The sequence below is a fragment of the Streptomyces sp. NPDC097617 genome (genome assembly GCF_044761485.1).
GTDB lineage: Bacteria > Actinomycetota > Actinomycetes > Streptomycetales > Streptomycetaceae > Streptomyces.
Genome location: NZ_JBIWCL010000011.1, coordinates 92,894 through 117,555, shown reverse-complemented (window position 1 = coordinate 117,555; position 24,662 = coordinate 92,894). Strand labels below are relative to the sequence as shown.

At 71.5% G+C, this 24,662-nt stretch carries 23 protein-coding genes and 1 tRNA gene; 22 read left to right on the top strand and 2 right to left on the bottom strand.

The genetic code is table 11. The features are described from left to right. The first annotated feature begins 30 nt into the window (after positions 1-30). From ACIQZO_RS19705 to ACIQZO_RS19690, 4 genes are read left to right on the top strand one after another with little or no spacing between them, the layout of a single operon-like run. Positions 31-1,848: a glycoside hydrolase family 15 protein gene (locus ACIQZO_RS19705; protein ID WP_403627665.1), complete on the top strand. Its 1,818-nt coding sequence runs from the start codon at positions 31-33 to the stop codon at positions 1,846-1,848. Then, positions 1,845-2,009, top strand: a complete 165-nt coding sequence (locus ACIQZO_RS19700; protein WP_403627663.1) for a hypothetical protein — start codon at positions 1,845-1,847, stop codon at positions 2,007-2,009. Before ACIQZO_RS19705 ends, ACIQZO_RS19700 begins: the two co-directional genes overlap by 4 nt. Beyond that, a complete protein-coding gene (locus ACIQZO_RS19695) occupies positions 2,006-2,455 on the top strand; it encodes a hypothetical protein (RefSeq protein WP_403627661.1) in 450 nt (149 codons plus the stop codon). Before ACIQZO_RS19700 ends, ACIQZO_RS19695 begins: the two co-directional genes overlap by 4 nt. A gap of 14 nt (positions 2,456-2,469) precedes the next feature. After that, complete coding sequence (locus tag ACIQZO_RS19690) at positions 2,470-2,751, top strand: helix-turn-helix domain-containing protein (protein WP_403627659.1); 282 nt, start codon at positions 2,470-2,472, stop codon at positions 2,749-2,751. Positions 2,752-2,840: 89 nt separating this feature from the next. On the opposite strand, the gene ACIQZO_RS19685 is transcribed toward ACIQZO_RS19690, so the two are convergent. Continuing rightward, positions 2,841-4,163: an XRE family transcriptional regulator gene (locus ACIQZO_RS19685; RefSeq protein ID WP_403627658.1), complete on the bottom strand. Its 1,323-nt coding sequence runs from the start codon at positions 4,161-4,163 to the stop codon at positions 2,841-2,843. A gap of 233 nt (positions 4,164-4,396) precedes the next feature. On the opposite strand from ACIQZO_RS19685, the gene ACIQZO_RS19680 reads away from it, so the two are divergent. The 11 genes from ACIQZO_RS19680 (at position 4,397) to ACIQZO_RS19630 (ending at position 13,727) form a co-directional block, all read left to right on the top strand. Beyond that, positions 4,397-5,002 carry an rRNA adenine N-6-methyltransferase family protein gene (locus ACIQZO_RS19680; RefSeq protein WP_403627656.1) on the top strand — a complete coding sequence of 202 codons (606 nt, stop codon included), beginning with the start codon at positions 4,397-4,399 and terminating at the stop codon, positions 5,000-5,002. Then, positions 4,990-6,165 carry a phosphodiesterase gene (locus ACIQZO_RS19675; protein WP_403627654.1) on the top strand — a complete coding sequence of 392 codons (1,176 nt, stop codon included), beginning with the start codon at positions 4,990-4,992 and terminating at the stop codon, positions 6,163-6,165. The genes ACIQZO_RS19680 and ACIQZO_RS19675 overlap by 13 nt, the downstream gene beginning before the upstream one ends. After that, the gene (locus ACIQZO_RS19670) at positions 6,165-6,980 is read left to right on the top strand and encodes a TauD/TfdA family dioxygenase (protein ID WP_403627652.1); all 816 of its coding nucleotides are present in this window, start codon (positions 6,165-6,167) and stop codon (positions 6,978-6,980) included. The genes ACIQZO_RS19675 and ACIQZO_RS19670 overlap by 1 nt, the downstream gene beginning before the upstream one ends. Then, complete coding sequence (locus ACIQZO_RS19665; protein ID WP_403627651.1) at positions 6,977-7,537, top strand: dCTP deaminase domain-containing protein; 561 nt, start codon at positions 6,977-6,979, stop codon at positions 7,535-7,537. Before ACIQZO_RS19670 ends, ACIQZO_RS19665 begins: the two co-directional genes overlap by 4 nt. After that, on the top strand, positions 7,534-8,058 hold the full coding sequence (gene dcd, locus ACIQZO_RS19660; RefSeq protein ID WP_403627649.1) for a dCTP deaminase: 525 nt from the start codon (positions 7,534-7,536) through the stop codon (positions 8,056-8,058). The genes ACIQZO_RS19665 and dcd overlap by 4 nt, the downstream gene beginning before the upstream one ends. 62 nt (positions 8,059-8,120) lie before the next feature. Beyond that, positions 8,121-8,798 (top strand): PIG-L deacetylase family protein, encoded by a 678-nt coding sequence (locus ACIQZO_RS19655; RefSeq protein ID WP_403627647.1) that lies wholly within the window; start codon positions 8,121-8,123, stop codon positions 8,796-8,798. Continuing rightward, complete coding sequence (locus tag ACIQZO_RS19650) at positions 8,795-9,535, top strand: WbqC family protein (protein ID WP_403627645.1); 741 nt, start codon at positions 8,795-8,797, stop codon at positions 9,533-9,535. The genes ACIQZO_RS19655 and ACIQZO_RS19650 overlap by 4 nt, the downstream gene beginning before the upstream one ends. Next, positions 9,532-10,635, top strand: a complete 1,104-nt coding sequence (locus ACIQZO_RS19645; protein WP_403627643.1) for a glycosyltransferase family 4 protein — start codon at positions 9,532-9,534, stop codon at positions 10,633-10,635. The genes ACIQZO_RS19650 and ACIQZO_RS19645 overlap by 4 nt, the downstream gene beginning before the upstream one ends. Then, complete coding sequence (locus ACIQZO_RS19640; RefSeq protein ID WP_403627642.1) at positions 10,635-12,305, top strand: proline--tRNA ligase; 1,671 nt, start codon at positions 10,635-10,637, stop codon at positions 12,303-12,305. The genes ACIQZO_RS19645 and ACIQZO_RS19640 overlap by 1 nt, the downstream gene beginning before the upstream one ends. 196 nt (positions 12,306-12,501) lie before the next feature. Continuing rightward, a tRNA-Ala gene (locus tag ACIQZO_RS19635) sits at positions 12,502-12,573 on the top strand. Between the two features lie 77 nt (positions 12,574-12,650). Then, on the top strand, positions 12,651-13,727 hold the full coding sequence (locus ACIQZO_RS19630; protein ID WP_403627640.1) for a UDP-N-acetylglucosamine--N-acetylmuramyl-(pentapeptide) pyrophosphoryl-undecaprenol N-acetylglucosamine transferase: 1,077 nt from the start codon (positions 12,651-12,653) through the stop codon (positions 13,725-13,727). Between the two features lie 9 nt (positions 13,728-13,736). Here the strand turns inward: ACIQZO_RS19630 and ACIQZO_RS19625 are convergent, their stop codons facing one another. Next, positions 13,737-14,114, bottom strand: a complete 378-nt coding sequence (locus ACIQZO_RS19625; protein ID WP_403627638.1) for an HIT domain-containing protein — start codon at positions 14,112-14,114, stop codon at positions 13,737-13,739. Positions 14,115-14,539: 425 nt separating this feature from the next. On the opposite strand from ACIQZO_RS19625, the gene ACIQZO_RS19620 reads away from it, so the two are divergent. The 7 genes from ACIQZO_RS19620 to ACIQZO_RS19590 all read left to right on the top strand — a co-directional run bounded on the left by ACIQZO_RS19620 (position 14,540) and on the right by ACIQZO_RS19590 (position 24,598). After that, the gene (locus ACIQZO_RS19620; protein WP_403627636.1) at positions 14,540-14,707 is read left to right on the top strand and encodes a hypothetical protein; all 168 of its coding nucleotides are present in this window, start codon (positions 14,540-14,542) and stop codon (positions 14,705-14,707) included. A gap of 86 nt (positions 14,708-14,793) precedes the next feature. Further along, positions 14,794-17,799: a lantibiotic dehydratase gene (locus ACIQZO_RS19615; RefSeq protein ID WP_403627635.1), complete on the top strand. Its 3,006-nt coding sequence runs from the start codon at positions 14,794-14,796 to the stop codon at positions 17,797-17,799. Continuing rightward, entirely contained in the window at positions 17,796-18,935 is a 1,140-nt protein-coding gene (locus ACIQZO_RS19610; protein ID WP_403627633.1) for a lanthionine synthetase C family protein, read from the top strand. The genes ACIQZO_RS19615 and ACIQZO_RS19610 overlap by 4 nt, the downstream gene beginning before the upstream one ends. A gap of 14 nt (positions 18,936-18,949) precedes the next feature. Beyond that, positions 18,950-20,155, top strand: coding sequence for a methyltransferase, FxLD system (gene fxlM, locus ACIQZO_RS19605; protein WP_403627631.1), 1,206 nt, complete (start codon positions 18,950-18,952; stop codon positions 20,153-20,155). A 464-nt stretch (positions 20,156-20,619) separates the two neighbouring features. Continuing rightward, a complete protein-coding gene (locus tag ACIQZO_RS19600; protein ID WP_403627629.1) occupies positions 20,620-21,243 on the top strand; it encodes an NUDIX domain-containing protein in 624 nt (207 codons plus the stop codon). Further along, complete coding sequence (locus ACIQZO_RS19595; RefSeq protein WP_403627627.1) at positions 21,228-23,249, top strand: ABC transporter ATP-binding protein; 2,022 nt, start codon at positions 21,228-21,230, stop codon at positions 23,247-23,249. The genes ACIQZO_RS19600 and ACIQZO_RS19595 overlap by 16 nt, the downstream gene beginning before the upstream one ends. Continuing rightward, complete coding sequence (locus tag ACIQZO_RS19590) at positions 23,246-24,598, top strand: MFS transporter (protein WP_403627625.1); 1,353 nt, start codon at positions 23,246-23,248, stop codon at positions 24,596-24,598. The genes ACIQZO_RS19595 and ACIQZO_RS19590 overlap by 4 nt, the downstream gene beginning before the upstream one ends. Positions 24,599-24,662: the final 64 nt, after the last annotated feature.

The window sequence follows — 24,662 nt, the reverse complement described above, 5'->3', positions numbered from 1 at the left end:
GGCCGGTCGGCGCTCCGCAGAAGGACACCTATGCCCGCGCGTATCGAGGACTACGCCCTGATCGGCGACATGCAGACCGCGGCGCTGGTCAGCCGCACCGGATCCATCGACTCCCTGTGCCTGCCCCGCTTCGACTCCGACGCCGTCTTCGCCCACCTCCTGGGAACCGAAGAGCACGGCTTCTGGCGCATCGGCCCCGCCCACCCGAGCCACCGCCCCGCACCGGCGGCCGGACGGCGCCGCTACCTGCCCGGCACCCTGATCCTGGAGTCCGAATGGGAAACCCCCACCGGGCACGTCCGCATCACCGACCTGATGCCGCCGCGCGAGGGCACCCCCCAGGTCATCCGCATCGTCGAAGGCATCACCGGCACCACCGCCATGCGCAGCACCCTGCGGATGCGGTTCGGCTACGGCCGCATCGTCCCGTGGGTGGAAACGGCCCAGGGCCGCCTCCACGCCGTCGCCGGACCCGACTCCCTGTGGCTCGACACCGCCATCCCGACGTACGGGCAGGACGAGACGACCTACGCGGACTTCACCGTCCGCGCCGGCGAGCGCGTCGCGTTCGTGCTCAGCTGGCAGCCCTCCCACCACACGCCGCCCCCGGTCCCCGACGCCGCCGACGCCCGGGAGACGACGGAGAAGTACTGGGCGCAGTGGAGCGCCAACTGCACCTACTACGGCCCCTACCGCGACGCCCTGCTGCGATCCCTGATCACCCTCAAGGCCCTCACCTACGCGCCGACCGGCGGCATCGTCGCCGCACCGACCTTCTCCCTGCCGGAGGAGATCGGAGGATCCCGTAACTGGGACTACCGCTACACCTGGCTGCGCGACGCCGCGATCACCCTGTCTTCGCTGCTGCGCACCGGGTACCGCGAGGAGGCCCGCGCCTGGTGCACCTGGCTGGTCCGCGCGGTGGCCGGCGACCCCGAGAACCTGCAGATCATGTACGGCATCGCGGGCGAGCGCTCGCTCGGCGAGGTCGAGCTCAACTGGCTTCCCGGCTATGAGGACTCCCGGCCCGTCCGGGTCGGCAACGGCGCCGCGCACCAGCTGCAGCTCGACGTGTACGGCGAGGTCGCCATGACCCTGCACGCCGCGCGGGAGGCCGGCCTGGGGCCGGGCGAGACCGCTGCCCACCTCCAGGTCAAGCTGGCCGAATACCTGGAGACGGTCTGGGACCAGCCGGACGAGGGGATCTGGGAGATCCGCGGCCCGCGCCGCCACTTCGTCCACTCCAAGGTCATGGCCTGGGCCGCCGTGGACCGCACCATCACCCTCGTCGAGTCCGGCGGGGCGACCGTAGAGCCCGGTGTCGTGGACCGCTGGCGGCAGGTACGCGACACGATCCACACCCAGGTCTGCGAGCACGGCTTCGACCCCCAACGGGGCACCTTCACCCAGTCCTACGGATCGAAGGAACTGGACGCCTCGCTGCTCCTCCTGCCCCAGACGGGCTTCCTGCCTCCCACCGACCCGCGGGTCATCGGCACGATTGACGCCATCCAGCGCGAGCTGTCCACCCCGGACGGCTTCCTCCTGCGCTACCCCACGGCTGGCGTCACGGTGGGAGTCGACGGACTCGAAGGGGACGAGGGCGCCTTCCTCGCCTGCTCGTTCTGGCTCGTCGACGCCCTCGCCATGATCGGCCGCACCGACCAGGCCCGCATCCTCCTGGAGAAACTGCTGGACCTCAGCAACGACCTGGGGCTGCTCTCCGAGGAGTGGGACCCAGCACGAAAGCGCCTGGTCGGCAACTTCCCGCAGGCGTTCAGCCACGTGGCGATGTGCGACTCGATCCTCCGCCTCACCAACGCGGGCACCGCCGGGAGGACCCTGTGACCGCCCGACTGCTGACCGAGGCCCTCTACGCCGTGTACCTGCTCGCCTCGGCACTGCCAATGGTGGGCGCCGCCGCACACCTGGAGCAGGCCGCGGTACGGGGAGCCGCCGGCTTCCACACCGGGGACAGCCTCGCGGTGCACTGCGGGAGCTCGCGGTGAAGGCACCGGTCTCCCGGCGGGGCGTCGTGGTGCGGCAGATCAACGCCCAGACGGCCGGCGCGAAGGCGCTGCGTGAGCGGCGCACGGCCCAGCTGGCCGTCCTGACCCAGGGGGTGGAGGAGCAGCTGTACGTGGACGTGTACGTGCTCGTCGTACCCGGTCGTGACGCCGGGCCCCGCACGAAATGCGCCACCACCGCTGCTCAGAACCGAGGGTGGGCCATCACCCGCACCCTCACTGACACCACCGGCCCAGGCACCGATCTCGCCCTGCGCCCCGCGCTGGCCCTCGCCCTGGACCGGATCACCCGCGGCGAAAGCACCGGAATCGTCGCGGTGTCCCAGACCGACTTCAGCTCCTTCGCCGACGACTACGAAGCCCTCCTCGACAAGCTCGGCCGTGCCGGGGGCTTCCTCGACCTGGCCCACGCCGAAACCGCCATCTGACCGGGAGAAACACCATGTCCGCCATACACGCTCGCCACACCACGGGCAGAAGGACGTCCAGGTCTGCCCTCACCTCGCCCGTCCTCGGCCTGCCCCGCGTATCCAAGGGCGCCCGTCTGACAGGAGAGGACCGCGCCAAGTTCGACCGGGCCGTCATCGAGGCGTACACCGGCGAGCAGCAGCCAAGCATCCGGCAGATCGCCGAGGAGACGGGGCGGGCCTTCGCCACGATCCAGGGGATCCTCACCAGCGCGACGGTGGCGCTGCGACCCCGCGGCGGCTCGCGTACCCCATGACTCCTTTATATGGGCTCGTGGGCCGGTCGCGAACCCCGCCGTCTTCCGAGGTGAGCGCGATGGGTGGGCCGCCGATGGCGGTGCCCGCGTTATGCGACGGCGTGCAGCAGCTCAGCCACGCCCTGTGCCGTCCGGTACGGGGTGAAGGCGGGGGTCAGGTCGCGGACGAGTTGGACGCACCGGGGGGCTCCGATCCGTTCGGCGAGGTGGAGGGCTTCGAGGGCGTCGGCGGCCGCGGCTTCGGGTTCGCGGCGGCTGAGGTGGCCTTGAGCTCGGTATGCGAGGAAGATGCCGCGGGTTTTGTCGCGGCTGGCCGGCAGGAGGGCTTGGCCTTCGGCGATGAGGCGGTGCGCCTGGGTGGTGTCGCCGAGGTCGAGGAGGCAGCGGCCCGAGTCGACAGCGAGGTCGGCGGGCGACATCCACGAGCACCAGGCCGGGACGTCGCCGTTGTCACCGGCGCCGAGCAGGCGTTCGGCCTCGGTCAGGGAGTACTGGGTGGCGCGGCGTTCGCCGAGCGCGGCCTGGGCGCGTGCGAGGCGCAGGTGCAGCAGGGAGCTGGCTGCGGGGTGGGTGGTGCGGCTCAGTGCCTTGGTGAGGATGCCAGCGGCGGTGGTGGGGTCGTTGCGCCAGGAGGCCTGGTAGGCGAGGTCGCTGAGGAGGGCGGCGCCCATGTCTCGATCGTTTCCGGCGTGAGCGTTGTGCAGGCCGGCGATCCAGTAGCGGCTGGCGGCGCCGTGCTGGCCGTGGTCGAAGCGGATCCAGGCGACCGTCTGGGAGAGGCTGGCGGCGAGCTTGTGCAGGCGTACTCCCAGGGGGCGGGTGTAGCGCTGTTCGTCGATCAGGTCGGTGACGCGGGCGAGGTGGGCGTCGTAGAGGGGCGCGATGTGCTGGCGTTGCTCGGTAGCCAGCGCGTTGAGTCGGGCGCTGGTCTCTTCCAGCAGGGTCACAAGCTCCTCACCCACCGCGGCTCCGGGCCGTGGGGGCCCGTCGGCAAGGGCCGTTGGTTCGGTTCCGGCCCAGCTCCCGGCCAGGACGACGAGCGCGGATCCGGGGATGGCACTGAGCAGGGTTCGGCGGTCCATGGTGTGCAGGGCCTCTCGCAGAGCGGACACGGTGCTGGCGTGGCCGAGCGGCACCACACCTTGGTCGACGAGAGGAAGCCACGCAGGCCAGGCGGCATGGTCGACATCACCGGCTGGGATGCCCAGGACCTCCGCGATGTAGATCTGGGAGACGGCGTCGGGCCGCACCCCGTTGACCTCCCACTTACGCACCCGGTGTTTGTCGACGCCGGAGCGGAGTCCGCGACGGCGGGCAGCGCCGTGCACGGCCTCGGCGAACTCCACGCGGCTCAAGCCGAGCGCGAGGCGCAGCGCGGCCAGCGGGTGAGGTGTGCGCTCTTCATCGTCCACGACGAAATCCAATCAGGCAGGCACGGCCTGAGCGTACTGCCGCAAGCGGCGGGACCCCTACGGGACCCCCGTCAAACCCTGTGGCGGGAAAGACAGTTGATCGACACTCGATCATCCCGGCGACCCCTCTGGCGCTGCGGCGCATCACCCAGGCTCCGTCTGCACGGCGCCCCTGTGCGCACCCACCTGCATCCCTTGACGCCGAGCGGGTGCCCTGCGAAAGGACTTCCTCAGTGCTCAAGCAACCCTTGACGGTGGACGAAGTCGTCGGCGTGGCCGACCGGTATGCCGCTCTCGGTTTCCAGACCCGCGGAGACCTCGGGCAGCACTTCCTGCGGACCCCGGAGGCGGCTCGCGCCCTGCTGGAGCGAGCGGGCATTCCGGCGGGAGCACACGTCCTGGAGGTCGGAGCCGGGCTGGGCACCCTCTCGTCCACGATCGCGGCCGCCGGACACCGCATCTGGGCGGTGGAGAAGGACGAGCGGCTGCGGGAGCACCTCACGGAACGGCTGGCCCCGTTCGGAACCCGGGCCCGTGTCACCTTCGCCGACGTCCGCCGCATCGACCTGGACAGCGGCCTGGACCTGGGCAGCGCGCTGGTGTCCATCATGCCGTTCGACCCCAAGCTGTCCGCCGACCTGATCAAGCACGTGTTCACCTGCTCCCGCGTGGCGTACGGACTGGTCGTCGTACCCAGCGCCAGCGCCGAGCTGCTCAGCGACAGAGCCGACTTGGTGGCCGAAGAGGTCGACGGCATCGCCCGGTCCTCGTTCTGGCCTCCCGCGCCCACCGTGCTGCGAGTCCTCGCGATCAGCCGGAGGTCGACGTGCAGCAACTGATCGCCACCGGCTGCTTCCACTCGGCGCTGCCCGACGGCCACCGCGCCCTCTCGGAGCTGCGCACCGCGCGCAAGGCCGGGGCCCTCGCCATCGACGCCGGCGACTTCTTCTCCGGCAGTGCCTTCCACGCCTACTCCGGCGGCCGCGTGGAGGAGGGCCTCCTGGCCGAGTTGTACGACGCGGTCGTCCCCGGGAACCACGACCTGCCCGACCTGATGCGCCTGCGTCATCCCGAGGCGTTCCCGCCGGTCGTGTGCGCCAATCTCTCTCCCCCGTCCGCCTTCGCCGGCCGGTGGCGGTCCGGGCTGGTGCTGCACGGGGCATCGCTTCGCGTCGGGATCGTCGGCTACCTGGGCGAGCAGGCGTACAAGGCGATCCCTCCCGCCGAGCGCGCGGGGTTCACGTACCGGGCCCCGACGGCCGCGCTGATCGGCACCGAGGCCGAGGTGCTGCGGTCGGCGGGTGCCGATGTGGTGGTGGGAGTGAGCCACAGCGGCTTCCTCGCCGATGTCGCCGCCCAGGAGTCCGGATGGCCGCTGACCACGGTGATCTCCGCGCACTGCCACTCGCCGTGGACTCACTGGACGCAAGGCACCCGGCACGTGGTCAAGCCGGCCGCGCAGGGCGCCGGGCTGCTCCGCCTCGACCTGGGCGTAGACGGTCCCCTCAGCGTTCGTCACGACGGCCCCGCCCCAGGCGGCCCCGAATCCCCGGCGCCCGGCGTGGAAGCGGAGTTCGAGGCGTTCACGACGTGGGGGGAGCAGCCTGTGGGCCATCTCGCGGCTGCCCTGCCCCGGCGCGAGGACGTCGCCCGCGTTCTTTCGGCCCGGGCGCGGCGTGCGACGGGCGCCGACGCCTTCGTCCTCAACACCTACACGTTGCGCGGAGGGCTGCCGTCGGAGGTGACCCGGGCGGCGCTGTGGGCCTGCGCGCCCTTCGACAGCGACCTGGTGGTGCTCGACGGCACCCACTCGCCGCGGGCCCTCGCCGAGCGGGCCCGGGAACTGGGCGAGGACCTCACCGTCGCCCCCACCCCGGCGAGAGGTAAGCCGGGGCGCATCGCCACCACCACGTACCTCGCCGAGCGCCTCGCACTGCCCGCCCGGCCTCCTGTCCAGCCGTGCACGCTGCACGGCGTCCTCACCGCCTGTCTGGAGACGTGATGACCGACCTGCTGCATCTGGACGCCCGTGAGCTGACCTTCGGCCCGACCGCACCGGACTCCTTCGCGGACGCCTTCGACGGCCCCGGCCAAGGCCGGGCGCTTATCACGTTCGAACCCCAGAACCACGACGGCAACCTGGACCTCGCGCTGAGCCTGCTGTCCACGCTGGGCACGGTCCTGGCCCTCTACCCGGACCGGGGCTGCTGGGACGAGCTGACGGTCCGCGACGACGTCGACCCGGGGCGCACCCACGGTGTGGGCGAGAACCGGTTGCACGTCGACCTCGTCGACCGCGACCGCACGCCGCGCCTGATCGCCCTGTATTGCGTGCGCGCGGACCCGGCCGGCGGCGGCGCCTCCGCCTTGTCCGACCTCAACGCCGCTGTCGGTGACCTCGACGAGGTGGACCTCGACCTGCTGCGCCAGCCGGTGTTCTCCTACTTCACCGACCGCGGGGTGAACGGCGTCGGTGAGGGGATGGCCCGCTTCCCTGTCCTGCCCGAGCGCTTGGACGGCCGGGAGCCGATCCGGTTCACCTCCAAGATGCTCCCCCACCTCCAGTGCGGCGAACTGGTGGACGGCGGCGCCCCTGAGCAGGTCGCAGCGGCGTTCGGCCGTCTCGTGGCGGCCGCGGAGGCGCGGCGGACCACCGTGCGGCTGCAGACCGGCCAGCTCCTCATCTTCGACCAGTGGCGCTACGCCCACGGCCGCATGCAGATGGGCCCGGGCCAGAGCGACCTGTCCCCCAGCCGGCGCCGACTGCTCAAGCAGGCCTACGGCCACCGCCCCGAGCAGACCGGAGGAGCACGATGATCCTCACCGGACCCGCGATCCGCGAAGCCGTCACCAACAAGCTGATCACCATCGAGCCGTTCGAGCCGAACCTGCTCAACCCCAACAGCTACAACTACCGGCTCGGAAACCGGCTCGAAGAGCTCACCAGCCGCCCGGCCGACCCCACCGTGCCCGCCCGCACCCGCACCATCGACCTGCCCGACAGCGGCTTCATGCTCCAGCCCGGCGCCGTCTACCTGGGCACGACCGTCGAGACGATCGGCAGCAAGGATTTCGTCACCAGCCTGATCGGCCGCTCCTCCCTTGGACGGCTCGGCTGCTTCCTGCAGATCTCCGCCGACCTCGGCCAGCTCGGCGCCGTGCACCGCTGGACGCTGGAAATCACCGTCGTCCAGCCCCTGCGGATCTACCCCAGCATGCGCGTCGGGCAGGTCTCCTTCTGGCAGCCGTCCGGCAACCGCTCCCCCTACCACGGGCACTACGGCACCCTCAGCGTCCCCGCCCCCTGGTCCCCCCGCGCGGCCGCCGGCGACGGCGCCGCACCCAGCCCGCTCTTCCAGGAGGTGACCGCATGATCCTCACCGGCCCCGAGATCACGTCCCGCGTCAAGGACGGCCGCATCCGCATCGAACCCTTCGACGCGCAGCACGCCCAGCCCAACTCCTACGACTTCCACCTCGGGACGGACATCGGTACGTACACCGGCCACGTCCTGGACTGCGCCCGCGACAACCCCTTCGAGACACGGCCCATCCCCGCCGACGGGTTCGAGATCCAGCCGAACCGCATCTACCTGGCCGCCACCCGGGAGCGGATCGGCAGCGACCACTACGTGCCCATCATCCGGGCCCGCTCCTCCATCGCCCGCCTGGGCCTGTTCGTCCACGTCACGGCCGACCTGATCGACCTCGGCTCCTTCGGTCAGCTCACCTTGCAGCTGCACGCCGTGCAGCCGGTGCGGATCTACCCGGGCATGCTGATCGGTCAGGTCACCTTCTGGGAGGCGACCGGCGAGCGGGTGCTGTACGACGGCAAGTACCAGCACAGCTGCGGCCCGCAGCCCTCCAAGGCCTACCTCGACTTCGAGGCCCGGTGACCACCGCGGCGGCATCCGGCCGCGAGCCGGACGGTCCTGGGCCCGGCGGACCGGGTGAGAGGGTGGTGGCGCTCGTCGCCCACCCCGACGACGCCGAGCTGCTCTGCTACGGAACACTGCGGCGGGCCGCCGCGGCCGGGGCCACCGTGACGGTGGTCGTGGTCACCCACGGCGCGAACGGCATCTCCCTGGCCGACGCCGCCGACGGCCGCCACCTCGGAACGGTCGAGCGGTCCGAGGAGGTCCGCGCGGCCTGGCACGCCACCGGCATCCAGCTCGCCTTCCTCGGACTGCCTGACGGCGCCCTGGTCGCCGACCGGCACCTGGTCTCCGCAGTGGAGGGCGAGCTGACCCGTCTGGGCTGCACGCTACTGATCACCCACAGCCTGAACGCCGCCACCGACCACCAGGACCACCGGGCGCTGGCCGGCGCCGCCGCAAACGCCGCGACCCGCGTGGCCACCTGCCACACCGTGCTGCACGGCGAGCCCCACGCCCCCCGCTCCGCGTTCACCCCCACCGTCCTGGTCGACATCACCGAGCACCTCGACGACAAGGTCACCGCCCTGGCCGCGCACCGCACCCAGGCCGGCCGCTGGTACCTCGGCAAGGACTACACCCACCACCGCGCCGCCCAGGCCGGATGGCGCCTTCGCCCCGCAGCGGCCGCAGCGGGGCGCGCGTACGAGGCCTTCGAGACCTCCGTACTCACCCTCTTCCCCTTGGAGGACCGGCCGTGACCTTGACCTACGTCGAACAGCCGCCCTTCGCACCCTGGCTCGGGTTCTGCGAGGCCCTCTTCGCCTGCGACACCGTCGCCCTCTACGACGACGTGCCCTACACCGACGGCGGCTACCAGAACCGCAACCGGATCAAGACCGCCGACGGGGTGCGCTGGCTGACCGTCCCGGTCACCCGCGCCCCCGGGCAGCTGATCCGCGACACCCCCATCGCCCCCGCCTTCGACCCCGACAGCATGCTGCGCACGATCCGCCTGGCCTACGCCCGCACCCCGCACGTCGAGGAGGCGCTGCACGTCCTTCGCCCCGTCCTCGGCGCCGGCCACACCTGGCTGGTCGACCTGAACCTCGACCTGCTCACCCAGCTCAGTGCCGCCCTCGGCGCCCCCGCACGCCTGCGGCTCACCTCCGAGCTGCCCATCGACGCCGCCGACAAGACACTGCGCCTGGCGGGCATCTGCGAGGCCACCGGCGCCGACGTCCTGTGGGCGGGATCGGGGACCCGTACCTACCTCGACACCACCGTGCTGGCCGAGCACGGCGTCAGCGTGCGGTGGAACGAGTACGCCGCCCGCCACCCCGTCTACCAGCAGGCGTGGGGCCGGCAGGGCTTCGTGCCGAACCTGTCCGTCATCGACACCGTCTGCGCGCTGGGCTGGGCGGGCACCGCGGCGCTCCTGCGCACAGCTCTCCACACCTACCTCCAGCAGCACGCCCCGAAGGAGGCGACCACGTGACTCGACCGCTGATCCTCACCGGCATCGACCTGCCCCTGGAACCCTCGTGCGGCTCGACAATCTGGTGCAGCGACGTCTACACCCGCCTGGCCGGACACGGCTACGACACGGTGTTCGCGCACCTGCCCGGCAGCGGCACCTGGCGGCACGGCTTCACCGCCACTGCCCAACTGGCCGCGCGGAAGGCACCGTACGGGCCCGGCTTCGACGCGTACGCCGACGCCCTGACCGACGAAGTCCGCGGCCTTCTCCGCACACACCAGCCCGACCTGATCCACGCCCAGCACCTGGGCTTCGGGCTCGCGCTCGCCTTCTCCCGGGCGGCCGGAGCCACGCCGATGGTGTCCGTCGCACACGGAACCGACGTCATCGCCGCCACCGAGCACGAGCAGGCGAGGGCCGTCCTGAACGAGATCGTGGAGGCGAGCGTGCACGTCATCGTCCCGAACGCGGCCATGGCCGACGAAGTGGACCGGCTCACCGGCGGCCGCCACACCGAGCGCCTGGTGGTCGTGCCCTGGGGCGTTCCGCTGCCCGCCGCGCCGACCGCACACCCGCGCGCCGGAAGGCGGCTGCGCCTGGTGCACGCGGGCCGCCTCGACGCCAACAAGGACACCGTCACTGCCATCGAGGCCTTGGCCCGGACCGAGGGACACCAGCTCACCGTCATCGGCAGCGGCGGGGAACTCGGCACCCTCACCCGGCGCACCGCCGAACTCCACCTCGGCGACCGGGTGACGTTCGAGTCGTTCCTGCCGCGCCAGGACCTGTTCAAGCGGTTCGCCGACTTCGACGCGATGCTGTTCACCACCCGCACGCTGGAGGCGTACGGCCTGGTCGCCGTCGAAGCCCAGGCGCACGGTCTGCCCGTGCTGTTCAGCGACGTCCCCGGGCTGGCTGCCACCCTCGGCGCCGGCGGCCTGAGCTTCCCGCCGGGCGACTGCGCCGCCTTGGCCTCGCTCATCGACAACCTGGCCGCCAGCCCCGCCACCCGGCACATCCTGCACCGGGCGGCCGTCGCCAACGCCCGCGGCCACGACATCGCCCACACCACGGCCCACCTCGCCGCGCTCTCCCGCACCGCCACGGGCGGCGCCTGATGAACGACGTCCCCCTGTACACCAGCCGCCTGTGGCCGCCGGTCCGGCCGCGCACCGGCGACGCCGGCGCCTCCACCCTCGACCTGCTGCACACCCTCGGCTTGATCGCCCGCACCGACGCGACCGGCGTGCACACCCTCCTGCCGCTCGGCCTGCGGGTCCACGACCGGCTCACCGGCATCGCCCGGCGCGCCTTCGAAGAGCGCGGCGCCCTGACCTTCGCCCCGCCCACCCTGCAGAGCCGCACCCTGTGGGAGCAGACCGGACGCTGGGACCTCTACCGGCGCGAAGGCGCGCTGCTGACCGTGTCCTCCTCCAGCGGGGAGGAGATGTGCCTGGCCCCCACCTCCGAGGAGATCGCGGCCGCCACCGTCCGCGAGCACCTGCGCTCCCACCGGGACCTGCCCGTACGCCTCTCGCTGAGCACCACCAAGTTCCGCGACGAGCTCTCCCCGCGTGGCGGGCTGATGCGCGGCCGCGAGTTCACCATGGCCGACGCCTACACCTTCGACACCGGCCCCGACACCATGCGCGCCTCCGTCGACTTCCTCAACGAAGCCTGCACCGCCGCCCTCACCGGCATGGGACTGACCGGCACCTTCACCGCGCCCGCCGACGGCGGCAGCATCGCCGCCGGCCCCAGCACCGAACACCTCGTCCTCGCCGACAGCGGGCAGGGCACCATCGTCGCCTGCACCCACTGCGGCAACCGCGGCGACGGAGCCGTCGTCGCCGCCCAGCCCCCACCGCCCGGCCCGGACCCGGTCGTCAACGTCATCGCCTTCACCCTCACCCTGCCCAACGGCACGAACCAGACCGCGACCGTCGCCATCCGCTCCGACCTCCACGTCAGCCCCCGCAAGATCGCCGCCGCCACCGGCGCCGCCCGCGTCGGCCTCCTCGACCCCGACCACCTTCCCGACCAGCTCGGCAAAGAAGCCGGCACCCTCACCCCCTGGGACGCCGCCACCGCCCCCGACGTCCTGGCCCTGTACGACCTGTCCGCCTCCCAGCTGGAGACGTTCGCCGTCTCCGACGGGGACACCGGGCTACGCACCGGCGTCCGCTGGAGCGGCACCCGCGGCCTGCCCGCGCTCGATCCCCGCGGCGTCGATCTGCACCACGCCACCGAACACAGCAGCTGCGGCGCCTGCCGCCAGGGCCGCTACAGCATCCTGCGCGCCGTCGAGGTCGCCCACGTCTTCGAGCTGGGCACGCAGTACGCCACCCCGATGAACCTCCGCTACCGCGACCCCGACGGCCACCCCGCCACACCCTGGATGGCCTGCTCGGGCATCGGCATCACCCGCTGCCTGCAGACCGCCGCCGAACTCAACCGCGACCGCCACGGACTGCGCTGGACCCCGGGCACCGGCCCCGCCGACGTCCACGTCGTGGTCCTGCGCGCCGACCTGCCCGGCATGCGCGAGCGCGCGGACCGCCTCGCCCGCGACCTCACCGCCCGCCGGGTGAGCGTCCTCGTCGACGACCGTCCCCTGCCCGCCGGCGACAAGCTCCGCTACGCCCGCCTCCTCGGCTTGCCCCACGCGGCCGTCCTCTCCCCCGACCACCCCGACACCGAGATCGAAGTCATCACACGCACCACCGGACGCACCACCCGTACCGATCTCAGCCACATCGCCGACAAGAATCCATTCACGCACGCATAGATTCACGGCGATATATTCGCCGGGAAATAAAGGGCGGCATAAATTCCGGTGACGCCTTTCATTGCCATACCCGAAATCAGAACCGGGCCTTCGATTCAACGAGTTCGCGCGGCGACCGAATCCCTTCGCTCCACCGTGCGAACCCGTTGACCTCAGGCAGCAGCGGGTCTAGCGTCCCTCTCATCGCACATCGAAACGGGTCGTAGCTCAATTGGTGGAGCACGGCAAAAGCGTTGCCGAGGAGCTGGTTCGAATCCCGCCGACCCGACAAAATCGCACCTGCAAGGCGACAGGCAGAACGCTCCCGTGATGAAAGGCGGGGCGCTCATTCCAGAAAAGGGACCGATGAAAATCGCCATCACGGGCGGCGCCAGCGCCGGCCATGTCGTTCCAGCCCTCGCCGTCGCCCGCCAGCTCCGCGACCGCGGCGCCGAGCTGGTGTTCCTGGGGCGCGAGAACACCATCGAGCACGACTACGCCCAGCGCGCCCACATCCCCTTCCGGCACGTCCCCTCGGCCGGGCTGCGCCGCCACCGCTCCGCCAGCAACCTGCTGATGCCCTTCACCGTCGCCCGGGGCATCCTCGCCGCCTACGCGGCACTGCGGCGCGAGAAGCCCGACGCCCTGTTCTCCAAGGGCTCCTACGTCTCCGTGCCCGTCGGCATCGGGGCCGCCCTCGCCCGCGTCCCCATCGTCATCCACGAGAGCGACCACTCCCTGGGCCTGGCGAACAAGATCCTGGGACGCCTGGCCACCACTATCTGCCTGAGCCTCCCCGCTGCCGGTCCGACGCCCCGCTGGATGCGCAACAAGACCCAGGTGACCGGGCTGCCGCTGCGCGCGGACCTCGCCGACGCCAAGCCCGACGTACTACGCCAGCGTCTCGGGGTTCCCGCCGACAAGCCGGTGCTGCTGATCTTCTGCGGTAGCAGCGGCTCGCAGCGCATCAACACCGTCGTCCGCACCGAACTCGACGCTCTGTGCGAGCAGTACAGCGTGCTGCACGTCGTCGGCAAGGGCAATCTCGACGAGCGGTTCGCCGAGCGGTCCGGGTACTGGCAGCTGGAGTACCTGCACGACGACATGCCCCACGCCCTGGCCTTGGCGGACCTCGTCATCGGCCGGGCTGGCGCCACCACCCTGGCCGAACTCGCCGCCCTGGAGCTTCCCGCCGTCCTGGTACCGCTGCCGGCCACCGTCAGCCGCGGCGACCAGCTCGACAACGCACGCGCCTACGCCGCCCAGCACCCCGAGCGCTGCCGCGTCATCGCCGACGACCAGCTGTCCGACACCGGCGCGCTCGTCCAGGCCTGCGCTGCTCTGTCCGGCGCCCCCCGCGGCGGGCACAGCGCCCGGCCGCGGCCGGAAGCCGCGGCCGAGCGCATCGCCGATCTCGTCGAGCAGGCGGCCCGGTTCCGGTAGCGAGAGGGGTCAGTCGTGGTTGCCGTACATGCCGCGGATCTCCGCCTCACTCTCACCCCGGTAGGTGACGTGCCAGTGCTGATGCTTGGACTCCTGGTACAGGCCGAGGTTCGTGGTCACCGAGCACGCCCCGTACTCCTTCTCCACCCCGGCCGCCACCTCCCGCACCACCGCGACGACCTCGTGCAGCAGGCCCTCATCGGAGTTCCCGAGGTCGGTGAGCGACGGGACGTGCGGCTTGGGGATCACCACGATGTGCACCGGGTACGACGGGTTGGTGTGGTGGAAGGCCAAGACCCGGTCGGTCTCCTTCACCCTCTCGATGGGAACCTCGCCGGCCAGCGCCTGATGGCAGTAGAAGTCGGAGACGGTCGCGGTACCGGTCACAGGTGCACACCTTCACTGGGCAGGAACGTCGGACGATCACCTGCCCCACATGGGCATCAGGCAGGCGCCGACGCCAGGGTAGCGATCCGCCAACCCGTGGCCGAATTCTCCCAACACCTCTGCTGCGAACAGGTGTTCGCGAAAACTGCTTCGCCCCAAGGGGGCCCTCTCGGATTGCGCCGGCGCAACGCACCCTCGACACCCTTGCGAGGACGGTGATGAAGGCCTGCGGCTGTCTCGGCATCCGACGTCCTCGACCGCCGACCCGGAACCTGCGCTCCGCCGGCGTCCCGACCGACGACACATCCCTCCGGTGTTTCTGCAGCAGCCCGCTCGGGCGGAGCGGGCTGCTGCAGGAGCCCCGGGGGCTCCCGTCTCCTTCCGCTGTCGCCGGAGGGGACCCAATTCGAGAGGAAGGACCCGAGATGAGTGCGAGCAGTACGGCTCCCATGCAGGGGACGGACGAGCTGACCGAGCTGGGCGAATGGGACTTCACCACGACGATCACGGACGCTCCGCGGCCGGCCGTGGCGAACTGCGACACCAACGACACGTGCGCATCGACGTGTGACTCGTCCTGCGCCAGCGACTAAAAGCACTCCCCCTCAGTGCGGGGCACGGCAGGCTGAACCGCCGTGCCCCGCACCACCCACACCTGACGGGAACGGAGTTCGTAGACGTGAAGCGCACCCCTGTGTGGAGCCGGACTGACGCCGTGCTGCTGCGCGCCGCCGCCCAGGCCGCCCCTGCCACTCCTGGGACGGGCTGGCCTGCCGTGGACAACATGGAGGAGTGCCGGCACTGGCTGGCCGCCGTCTGGGCCGAGCCCGTGTTCCGAGCTGCCGTACGGGCCGCTTCCGCGCCGCTGGCCGACGCCGTCGAAGCGCTGCTGCGTGGGCGGGAGTACACGGATCGGCAGGTGCGCAGGGTGACGGCTTCGGCTGCCCGGTACGCGTTGCGGGCGACCGGCCGGCCCACTCCGTTCGGGCTGTTCGCCGGGGTGACCTCGGCACGCTCAGGTCCTGCCGCCGCCCGGTTCGGGGACGGGCACCAGGTGGTGGCGGCCGCTGACACGCTGTGGTTGGACACGATCCGGCAGGACCTGTGTGGCCGGTCCGAGGTGCTGGAGTGCCTCACCTTTCAGGTGAGCAACCTTACGGTCCGCCATGGCCGGGAGCTGCGGCGCACGCTCGCCGGGGGGCAGGAAGTGCGGCTGCGCTTGACCGGGCCGCTGGACGCCGTGTTCGCCCTGGCTCATGCGCCCGTCTCCTTCACGCAGATCGCCGACCGTCTGGCCGCGCTGGGCGGTACCCCGGAGCGGATCTCCCGCCTCGTGGGCGAAGCCGTGGCCAAGGGCTTCCTGCTCAGTAATCTGTCCGCCCCGATGACCGAGACCGACCCACTGGGCCACCTCCTCGACGTCCTCACGCCGCACGCTGCCCGCCTCGCCGCCGACACCCGCAGGCTGCTGGATGACCTGCGGGCAATTCACGATCTTCTGGCCCAGCACGCCGCGGAGCGGGACCCGGCGGCCGCTTCCGGCCTTCGCGACGCCCTCACGGTGCGGATGGTGTCCCTGGGCGGGGCGAGCCGCTCGCAGCTCAGTACGGGAGTGCTCCTCGATGCTGCGGTCAGCGTTCCCGAATCCGTGCTGGACGAGGCAGTCCGGGCAGCCGACGTTCTGGTCCGTCTGACCCGTAACCGTCATCAGCGGCCCGAGTGGGCGGCCTATCACGGGATGTTCTGGGAGCGGTACGGGGCGGGCACCCTCGTGCCGGTCAAGGACGCCGCCAACCTGGCGGCCGGCGTGGGCCTCCCGTCGAGCTTTCCCGGGTCGCTGTGGCCGGAGCCCCAGGTGCGGATCCTGCCCCGGGACGAGGCGCTGGCCGCGATGGCGATGAAGGCCCTGGCCGAGGGCGGCACGGCCTTGACGCTCACCGATGACGATGTCGCGATGCTGGCCATCGATGGCGATGACCTGGCACCGACGCCGCACGCGGAGCTCGGCGTGCGGGTATTCGCGACCAGCACCGAGGCCGTCGACCGCGGCGACTTCAGCCTCACGGTCCACCCCGTATGGAGTGTCGGGTGCCTGACCGGCAGGTTCGCCGCCAGCCTGCCTGACAGCGGGCTGCCCGGTCTCTACGCGTCCTTGCCGACTCTGGTCGCCGGAGCCCTGCCCGTACAGCTGTCGTTCACGCCGGTCCACCCCCACGCCCAGAACGTGGCCCGGGTGCCGGCGCACCTGCCGCACCTGATCTCCGTGGACGAACACCGGGGGCCCGCCGAGAACGTTCTTGACCTGGACGATCTGGCGCTCACCTCTACGGGGACACACCTGTTCCTGGTCAGCCTCTCCCGCCGCCAGGTGGTGGAACCGGTCGTACTGCACGCCTTGGCATTGGAGAAGCAGGCCCCGCCCCTGGCCCGCCTTCTGGCACTGGCCACCCGGTCGTCCGCGACCGCCTGGACCCGCTTCGACTGGGGGCCCGTCGCCAGCACCCTGCCCTACCTGCCCGAGGTCCGCTACCGCCGTACCGTGATCTCCCCGGCCCGGTGGACACTTCCCGCCTCCGCCCTACCGGACGGCCCCTTCGACCACGCCTGGCGCCATGCCCTTGAGGCCTGGGCCAAGACGTGGGGGACCCCGACGGCGGTCGAGCTGCGCGAGGGCGACCGGACGCTCCGCCTGGACCTGGAGGTGCCCCTGCACCAGCAGATCCTCCACACCCACCTGCGGCGCCACGCCCGTGTGGACCTGCTCCGAGCCCGGCACCCCGGCGAAGAGGCGTGGATCGGCTACGCCCACGAGTTCATCGTGCCCCTGGTCTCGAACCGGCCCCCACTAGAGCACCCCGACCTCACCCACGCACCCATCGTCACCAACACGGCCGTCTCCGAGCACGGCACGGGCGCCGGCCAGGAGTGGGCACAGGCCCGCTTGGTGACCCACCCCACCGTGATGGACCAGATCCTCACCCAGCGTCTTCCCGGCCTGCTCGCGGAACTCGGCGACCCGGACAGCTGGTTCGTGCGCTACCGATCCCCCACCCAGGAGGACCACCTGCGGCTGCGGATCCACGCCACCGGCACCACCAGGCACCGCATCACGGACGCGGTGTCGAGGTGGGCGGCCGCTCTGGCCCGCGATGGACAGGCCTCTCACCTCGTCTTCGACGCCTATCGGCCCGAGTGGGGCCGGTACGGCACCGGCGAGACCATGGCCGCCGCCGAAGCCGTCTTCACCGCGGACAGCGACATGGCCCGCCGGATCCTGGAGCAGCCGCCCGGGGTGGACCTTCGGGTGTTGTGCGCGTTCGGCATGCTCGACATCGCCCGCGGGCTGCTCGGCACCGGCCCCGGGACCGAGTGGCTGGCGACCACGCCCGCCCACCGCCGGGGCATCCCTACCGTCACCCGGCAGGCCGCCGATCACGTCCGCCAGCACGGCGCCGGGCTGTGGCCGGAAGGCTCCCCGCTGGCCGAGGCTCTCACCACGCGCCGCAGGGCCCTGTCCGTATATCGCGAACGGCTGGCCACAGATCAGCTCCCGCGCGTCCTGGAGTCGCTGCTGCACATGCACCACAACCGCCTGCTGGGTCTGGACCGCGACGGCGAAGCCGCCTGCCGGCACGCCGCCCGCCAGCTCGCCCGCACCCTCCAGCACCACCGGAACGCCCCGTGACCGCACTCCTTCACAGCCACCCGCACGACCTGGGCAGCGGCGCCGCCGCCACGGCCATGCTTCACGGTGTCACCGCGCGGACGCGAGGCGCTTGGCGGACGGCGCACACGGCCGTGCAGGCCCTGACCCGGCAGCCGGTGACCACGGCCGATGCCTCCCTCTTCCGCGGGGTCCCGGCCATCGCCTACGCCCTGAGCGCCGCCGGCCATCCCGCCTACGAAGCCCCCCTGGTCCAGCTCGACACGGCCGTGGCCACGCTCACCCGCCAGCGCCTCCTCACCGCGCACCGGCGCATCGACCGTGGTGAAGTCCCCCGCACCCGGGAGTTCGACCTGATCAGCGGGTTAGCCGGCCTCGGTGCCTACCTCCTGCACCGCGGGCACCACTCCCCACTGCTCCACGAGGTCCTCGGCTACCTGGTGCGCCTTCTGGAGGAGCCGGTGACCGTGGCCGGCAGGCCCGTACCGGGCTGGTGGTCGGCAGATGCGCCCAGCACCCGGCCCGCGTCCCACGGACACGCCAACCTCGGGCTCGCGCACGGCCTGGCCGGTCCCATCGCCCTCCTGGCCCTCACCGCCCGCGCCGGCCATACCGTCCCCGGCCAGCTCCAAGCCCTCGCCTCCGCCTGCCAAGTCCTCACCCACCGACGGCTGGAACCCCCAGGGCACGCACCGGGCTGGCCGGAGACCCTCACCCTCGACGAGTGGGAACAGCACCGGCCGCATCAACGGCTCCCCGGGCGGCCCTCCTGGTGCTACGGCACCCCGGGCATCGCCCGCGCGCTCCAACTCGCCGCCCTGGCCTGCCACGACCCCCAGCAGCAGAGACTCGCCGAAACCGCGCTCTGGGACTGCCTGGACGACGAGCGGCAACTCAGCCTGCTGAGCGAGGACAGCGTCTGCCACGGCTGGGCGGGCCTGCTCCTGACCGCACACCTGACCGCCACCGACGCACCCGAGAACCCCCAACACCGCCTGGCCGAACTCACGAACCGCCTCACCGCGGGCGCCCGCTCCCAGCCCGCGGTTCCACCCGGGCTGCTCACCGGCAGCGATGGCGTCCTCCTCGTCCAGCGCACCCTCGAGACCGCCGACCCGGTTGACCCGACGTGGGCGACCTGCCTCCTGCTCACCTGACGAAAGTGACCACCGTGGACACCACCGACCGCATCGAAGCCCTCCGCAACACCCTCGTCGACAACATCGTCCGCGCCCAGCCCACGCTGCCCGCACGGGTGGAGAAGGCCATGCGCACCGTCCGCCGCGACCTCCACCTGCCCGGCGCCTCCCTCGAAGACGCCTACGCCGAGAAGGCCGTGATCATCAAGGAGAACTCCGACGGCGGGGTTCTGGCCACGTCCTGCGCCTCCGGCCCTTCCATCGTCGCGATGATGCTCGCCCAACTCGACGTCCGCGAAGGCGACCGGATCCTGGAGATCGGCGCCGGCACCGGATACAACGCGGCGCTCTTGGACGAACTGACCGGCCCCACGGGCAAGGTCACCACCGTCGACATCGATCCCGACGTCGCCCTCCACGCCCGCACCGCCCTCGACCGCGCCGGATACCCGCACGTGCACGTCATGGAACGCGACGGCCTCCTCGGCGCCCCCGAGAACGCCCCCTACGACCGCATCGAGGCCACCGTCGGCGCCTGGGACGTCCCCGACAGCTGGTGGCAGCAGCTCCGCGACGGCGGCCGCCTCGTCATGCCGCTGCGCTGGCGCGGCCAGACCCGCGCCGTCGCCCTCACGCGCACCGGCAACACCCTGACCTCCAGCGCCATGGAGCTGTGCGGGTTCGTCCCCCTCGTAGGCCAGAGCGGCGAACACGTCCTCGACCTCGCGGGCGGCTCCGTGCGCCTGCACCACGACGAGGACCAGAACCTCTCACTGAGCTCACTGGAGCACGCCCTCGCCGCCGCACAGCCCGAGCAGTGGTCGAAGACCTGGGTCGCGGGGACCGAGTCGTACGACGGCGTGTGGCTTCGCGCCACCGCCAGCGACGATCGCGTCTGCCGCATCGAGGTGAGCAAGGCCGCACTCGACACCGGGCTCCTTCGGCGGCCCGCCACGCCCGTGCGCAGCCCGGCACTCGTGGACGGCGACTCCCTGGCCTACTTGATCCACACCCGCGACAACGTCCACACCGACCGGCCTTTCCGTCTCGGCGCCGCCGGCTACGGCCCCGACGGAACCGCCCTCGCCCACGCCCTCATTACCCACATCGACGCCTGGGGCGCGGACCGTGGCGCCGTCCCCCAGCTGTCGATCCACCCGGCGTCTGAGTCCACCAGCAGCCTCCCCGCCGGGCACGTGATCACCAAGCACACCAACCGGCTCGTCCTCGCCTACTGACCTACCGCGAAGGTCATTCGAGGCCGCGGGACCGGGGCTCTGTGCCCACCGAGGTTGACCCGGTGGGCACAGAGCCCCGGTCCCGCAGTTCGCCACGCCGCTCTCCGGGCACAGCGTCGTCCCCGAGCACTCGACGGACGAGCGCCTACGCCGCCTTGACATCAGCATCGGCCGGCTCCCGCCCACAGACATCGGCGTCTTGGCCTCAGTTATCCCACCACCACATCGCTCGGGCCGATCCCGAACCGGTACTCGTTCGGAGCGCGCAAGACCCTGATCGAGTGCCACACGCCGACCGGCCACTCGAACGAATGAGTTCAAACCCGCGCACCCCCGAACCTGCTGCCCCACCCACCTCATCCGGATCTGAGTTCGAAATCTCCACCCTGTCTCGTCCGTGACGGCACCCCGGGGTGGGGGGTTGTTCGACCAACGATCGGTTCCACGTCAACCAGGGAGGACTCATGACCGCCGCTCCCAGCCCCCGCTCAACCAGCCCGTTCGAATCCGCCGGGCCCGGCTACCGACCGCTCACCACCGTGGCGCTGCTCGCCCTGCGCGCGGATGGGCGGGTGGCGCTCGTCCGCCGTGCAAGGGACCACGGGCAGCACGCCCGGGGCGAGCTGGCCTTGGCGGGCGGACGCTTGGGCCCTTCGGAGTGGCTGGAGGAGGCCGCCTGCCGGCAGGCCGCGCACATGCTGGGCATTCAGGTCGGGGCGCACGACGTCGAGCTCAGCGGCGTCGTGCACCACCGCGACAAAGCCGGTGCGGGCCGGGTGTGCATCGTCTTCTCCACCCAGGACTGGGCCGGTGACCCGTACAACGCCGATGGACGCCGGCACAGCGAGGTGGTGTGGGCGGATCCGGGCGGCCCGCCGCCGGACTGCCGGCCCCTGACTCACGCCGTCCTCAACCAGTACGTCGCGGGCACCCTCTACACCTCGTTCGCCCACCCCGAAGGCGGGACGGAAGAAGACCGTCGCGTGCGGCCGCCGAGAGGGGAACCTGCCCCGGAACAAGAACCGGGGCATCCGGGGGCCCGCGAGAAGACCGCCAGCACACAGACCGATACATGGGGGACGACGTGAGCAAGAAGAGGAACGGGCCGGCCCGGGAGGCGGCGGTGGTTTCGGAGTCGGAGCAGCTGCTGTTCGGCGGGGAGCTGGCCTATGACGTCGGGTGGGACCGTCACGAGGGGAACTGGCTGAAGCTTGGCCTGTGGAAGATGGCCAAGGGGTTACCCGCCATGATCGGGACCGGGCTGCGGCTCGCGCACACCGCTGACGCCCGCTCCCTGCGCGTGGTCCTCGGCTCCGAGGTCGCCCGGGGCATCACCCAGGCCATCGGGCTCGTCGCCGTCAACAGCGTGCTGGTCCACATCCTGGCGGGCGGCACCACGAACGAGCGCCTCACGCGGGCCGTGCCCGCGCTCGTCGTCGTCGCGGTCACGGCGCTGCTGGGCTCGCTGCTGCAGTCGGCGTCCACCGCGGCAACCGGGGAACTGGAGCCGAAGGTGCAGCGGGTCGCGACCGAGCGGTACCTGGGCCTGGTGCACCGGGTGGAGCTCGCGGCGATCGAGGACGACGAGTTCCACCGGCTGCTGGACGCCGCCCGCTACGGCGCCGACTCCGCTCGCCGCATGATCGGCTACTGCACCAGCACCCTGAACTCGGGTATCTCCCTGATCGCAGCGGCCGGCGTCCTCACCGTCCTGCACCCCGCGTTGATGCCTCTCCTCGTGCTGATGACGCTGCCGAGCGCGTGGGGATCCCTGACCGTCTCCAAGCAGCGCTACGTCTCCTTCCACGTCTTCGTCCAGCACGCTCGAGCCAGCCACCTGCTCGGCCAACTCCTCACCCAGCGCGAAGCGGCCGCCGAGGTCCGCGTCCACGAAGTCGGCCCGTTCCTGCTGACCCACTTCCGGGAGATGGCCGAGTCCAGCGAGCGCGAGCAGACCCGCCTCGCGCGCAGCGCCGCCCGGATCGGACTGATCGCGGACGCCGCGACCGGCCTCGCGACCCTGCTGACGTACGGTGCGCTCGGCCTGCTCCTGTGGAGCGGGCGCATGGACCTCGCGGTCGCCGGTACGGCGGTCCTGGCCATTCGTACCGGAACCTCCAGCCTGAGCAGTCTGGTCCTGCGCACGTCCGATCTCCATCAGGAGTCGTTGTTCGTCACGGACTTCAACAGGCTCTGTGACGAGGCGAAGGCGCGGGCGATCCCGGAGAGCGGCGAGGACCTGCCGGAGAAGGTGCGCGAGGTCCGCTTCGAGAACGTCACCTTCACCTACCCGGGCAGCGACGGCCAGAGCCCGGAGCCGAGCCTGCGCGAGGTGTCCCTGTCCTTCCCGACCGGGAAGATCATTGCGCTCTGCGGGGCGAACGGGTCCGGCAAGACCACGCTGGTCAAGCTGCTCGCCGGACTCCACCTCCCCGACGAGGGCGGCACGATCTGGTGGGACGGGGTCGATGCGTCCAAGGCCGACCGCAACCAGATCTTCGCCCGGATCGCCCTGATGACCCAGTCGTTTTTCCGCTGGCCCTTCACCGCCCGGGTCAACATCGGCGTAGGCCGCCCCACCTCACCCATCGACGACCACCAAGTCGAGGAGGCCGCCGCGTTCTCCGGCGCCGACCACTTCATCGCCGGCCTGCCCCGCGGGCTCGGCACGCTCCTCGGGCGCGGCTTCAAGGGCGGCCAAGAAGCCTCCGGCGGCGAATGGCAGACCATCGGAATCTCACGCGCCTGGTACAGGCAAGCCGAGATCCTCGTCGTGGACGAGCCGACCAGCGCCCTGGACGCGGCGGCCGAGCAGAGGGTCTTCGACCAGATCCAGGCACTCGCCGCGACCGGTCAGACCGTCGTCTTCATCACCCACCGCCTCCACTCCGTCCGGCACGCAGACCTGATCCATGTCATGAATGACGGCCGCCTTGTCGAGTCGGGGACCTTCGACGAGCTCATGGACGAGACGACCGGAAACAACACCGGTGAGTTCCGCACCGCCTACCTGATCCAGGCTGCCGCATTCGCCGACACCGTGCCCAGCCCGCGAACAGCCCCCGCGGACACCGAGGCGGAGGAGTCCGTATGACCCGCACTCCGGCCCCGGCCGGTACCTCGTTGTGGCGTCAGCGCGACTTCCGCCGGTATCTGACCGGGCAGACCGCGAGCGTCGCCGGAAGTTCCATCACCTCCATGGCCCTGCCGGTCCTGGCCGTGATCGAACTGGACGCCACAACAGGGCAGGTCGCCGTGCTCGCGGTCCTCGGGCAGCTGCCGCCCGCGCTCCTGGCCCTGCACGCCGGCGTGCTCGCCGACCGGCACCCCAAACGCCGCCTCATGATCATCAGTGACCTGGTCAGCGCCGGAGCCATGCTGACGATCCCGGCGGCCGCGGCCACGGGGATGCTGTCCCTGGCACAGCTGATGACGGTGGCCGCGGTCATGGGCACCGCCGGCGTGCTCCACGACGCGGCCGCGATCAGCCTCCTGCCCAGCCTCATCGACCGCGCCTCGATCCAGCACGGTAACTCGAAGGTGGGCGTGCTGTTCGCAGTCGCCGCGACCGGCGGCAGCAACCTCGGCGCTGCCCTGACCGCCCTGCTGGGCCCGGCCCGCACCCTGACCGGCGACGTCTTCTCCTACCTCGTCTCCGTCTGGTGCACCGCCCGGATCCAGGTCCGCGAGAGCGTCCCCACGCGGGTCCGGGGAAAGAGGATGCGTACAGAGATCGCCGAGGGCCTGCGCTATGTCCGCGCCGATCCCCGGCTAAGTGTCCTGACCTGGGTCAATGCCACGACCTCGTTCGGCCTCTCGATCCTCAACACTCTCTGGGCCCTGTACCTGCTGCGGAACTTGCAGATGAGCCCGACCGCGTTCGGGGTGCTCCTCGGAGTCGGGGCCCTGGGCGCGGCCGGCGGCGCCTGGGCCGCGCCCGCTCTGGCTCGTCGACACGGTCCGGGGCCGATGATGCTCGGCGCGCTCGCCCTGACCCCCTGCACGCAGATCCCCCTCCTCCTCGCGTCCCCCGGACTCGCCTGGCAGGTCGTAATCGGCTGCGCGCTCGTCCTCCAGCTGGCCTGCGCCGGGGCTGCCGGGACCACCCAACGTTCGATCCGGCAGATCGTCACGGAGCCGTCGATGCAGGCCCGCATGCAGGCCGTAAGCACCTGCCTGACCTCCAGTGCCCGGCCGCTGGGAGCGCTGCTGGCCGGGGCGGTCGGCACCTGGATCGGAGTACGGCCCGCTCTGACGGTCGGCTCCGTACTGCTCGTTGTGCCGCTCCTCGTCCTGGCCCGCTCCCCACTGCGCGGCCTTCGTCAGATGCCGACCGCACCCGACGACCCGAAGGAGGAATGGCCGGCCACCTTCACCATCCCCACACCCGGGCACTGCCAGGAGACCGCCTGTACGGATTCACGAAACGGGGAGGGAAAGTGACACGCGCGAACACGGACCGAAGGCACTGCCTGCCGCCCTGCTGCCGTGGGCTGGGAATTGCCCG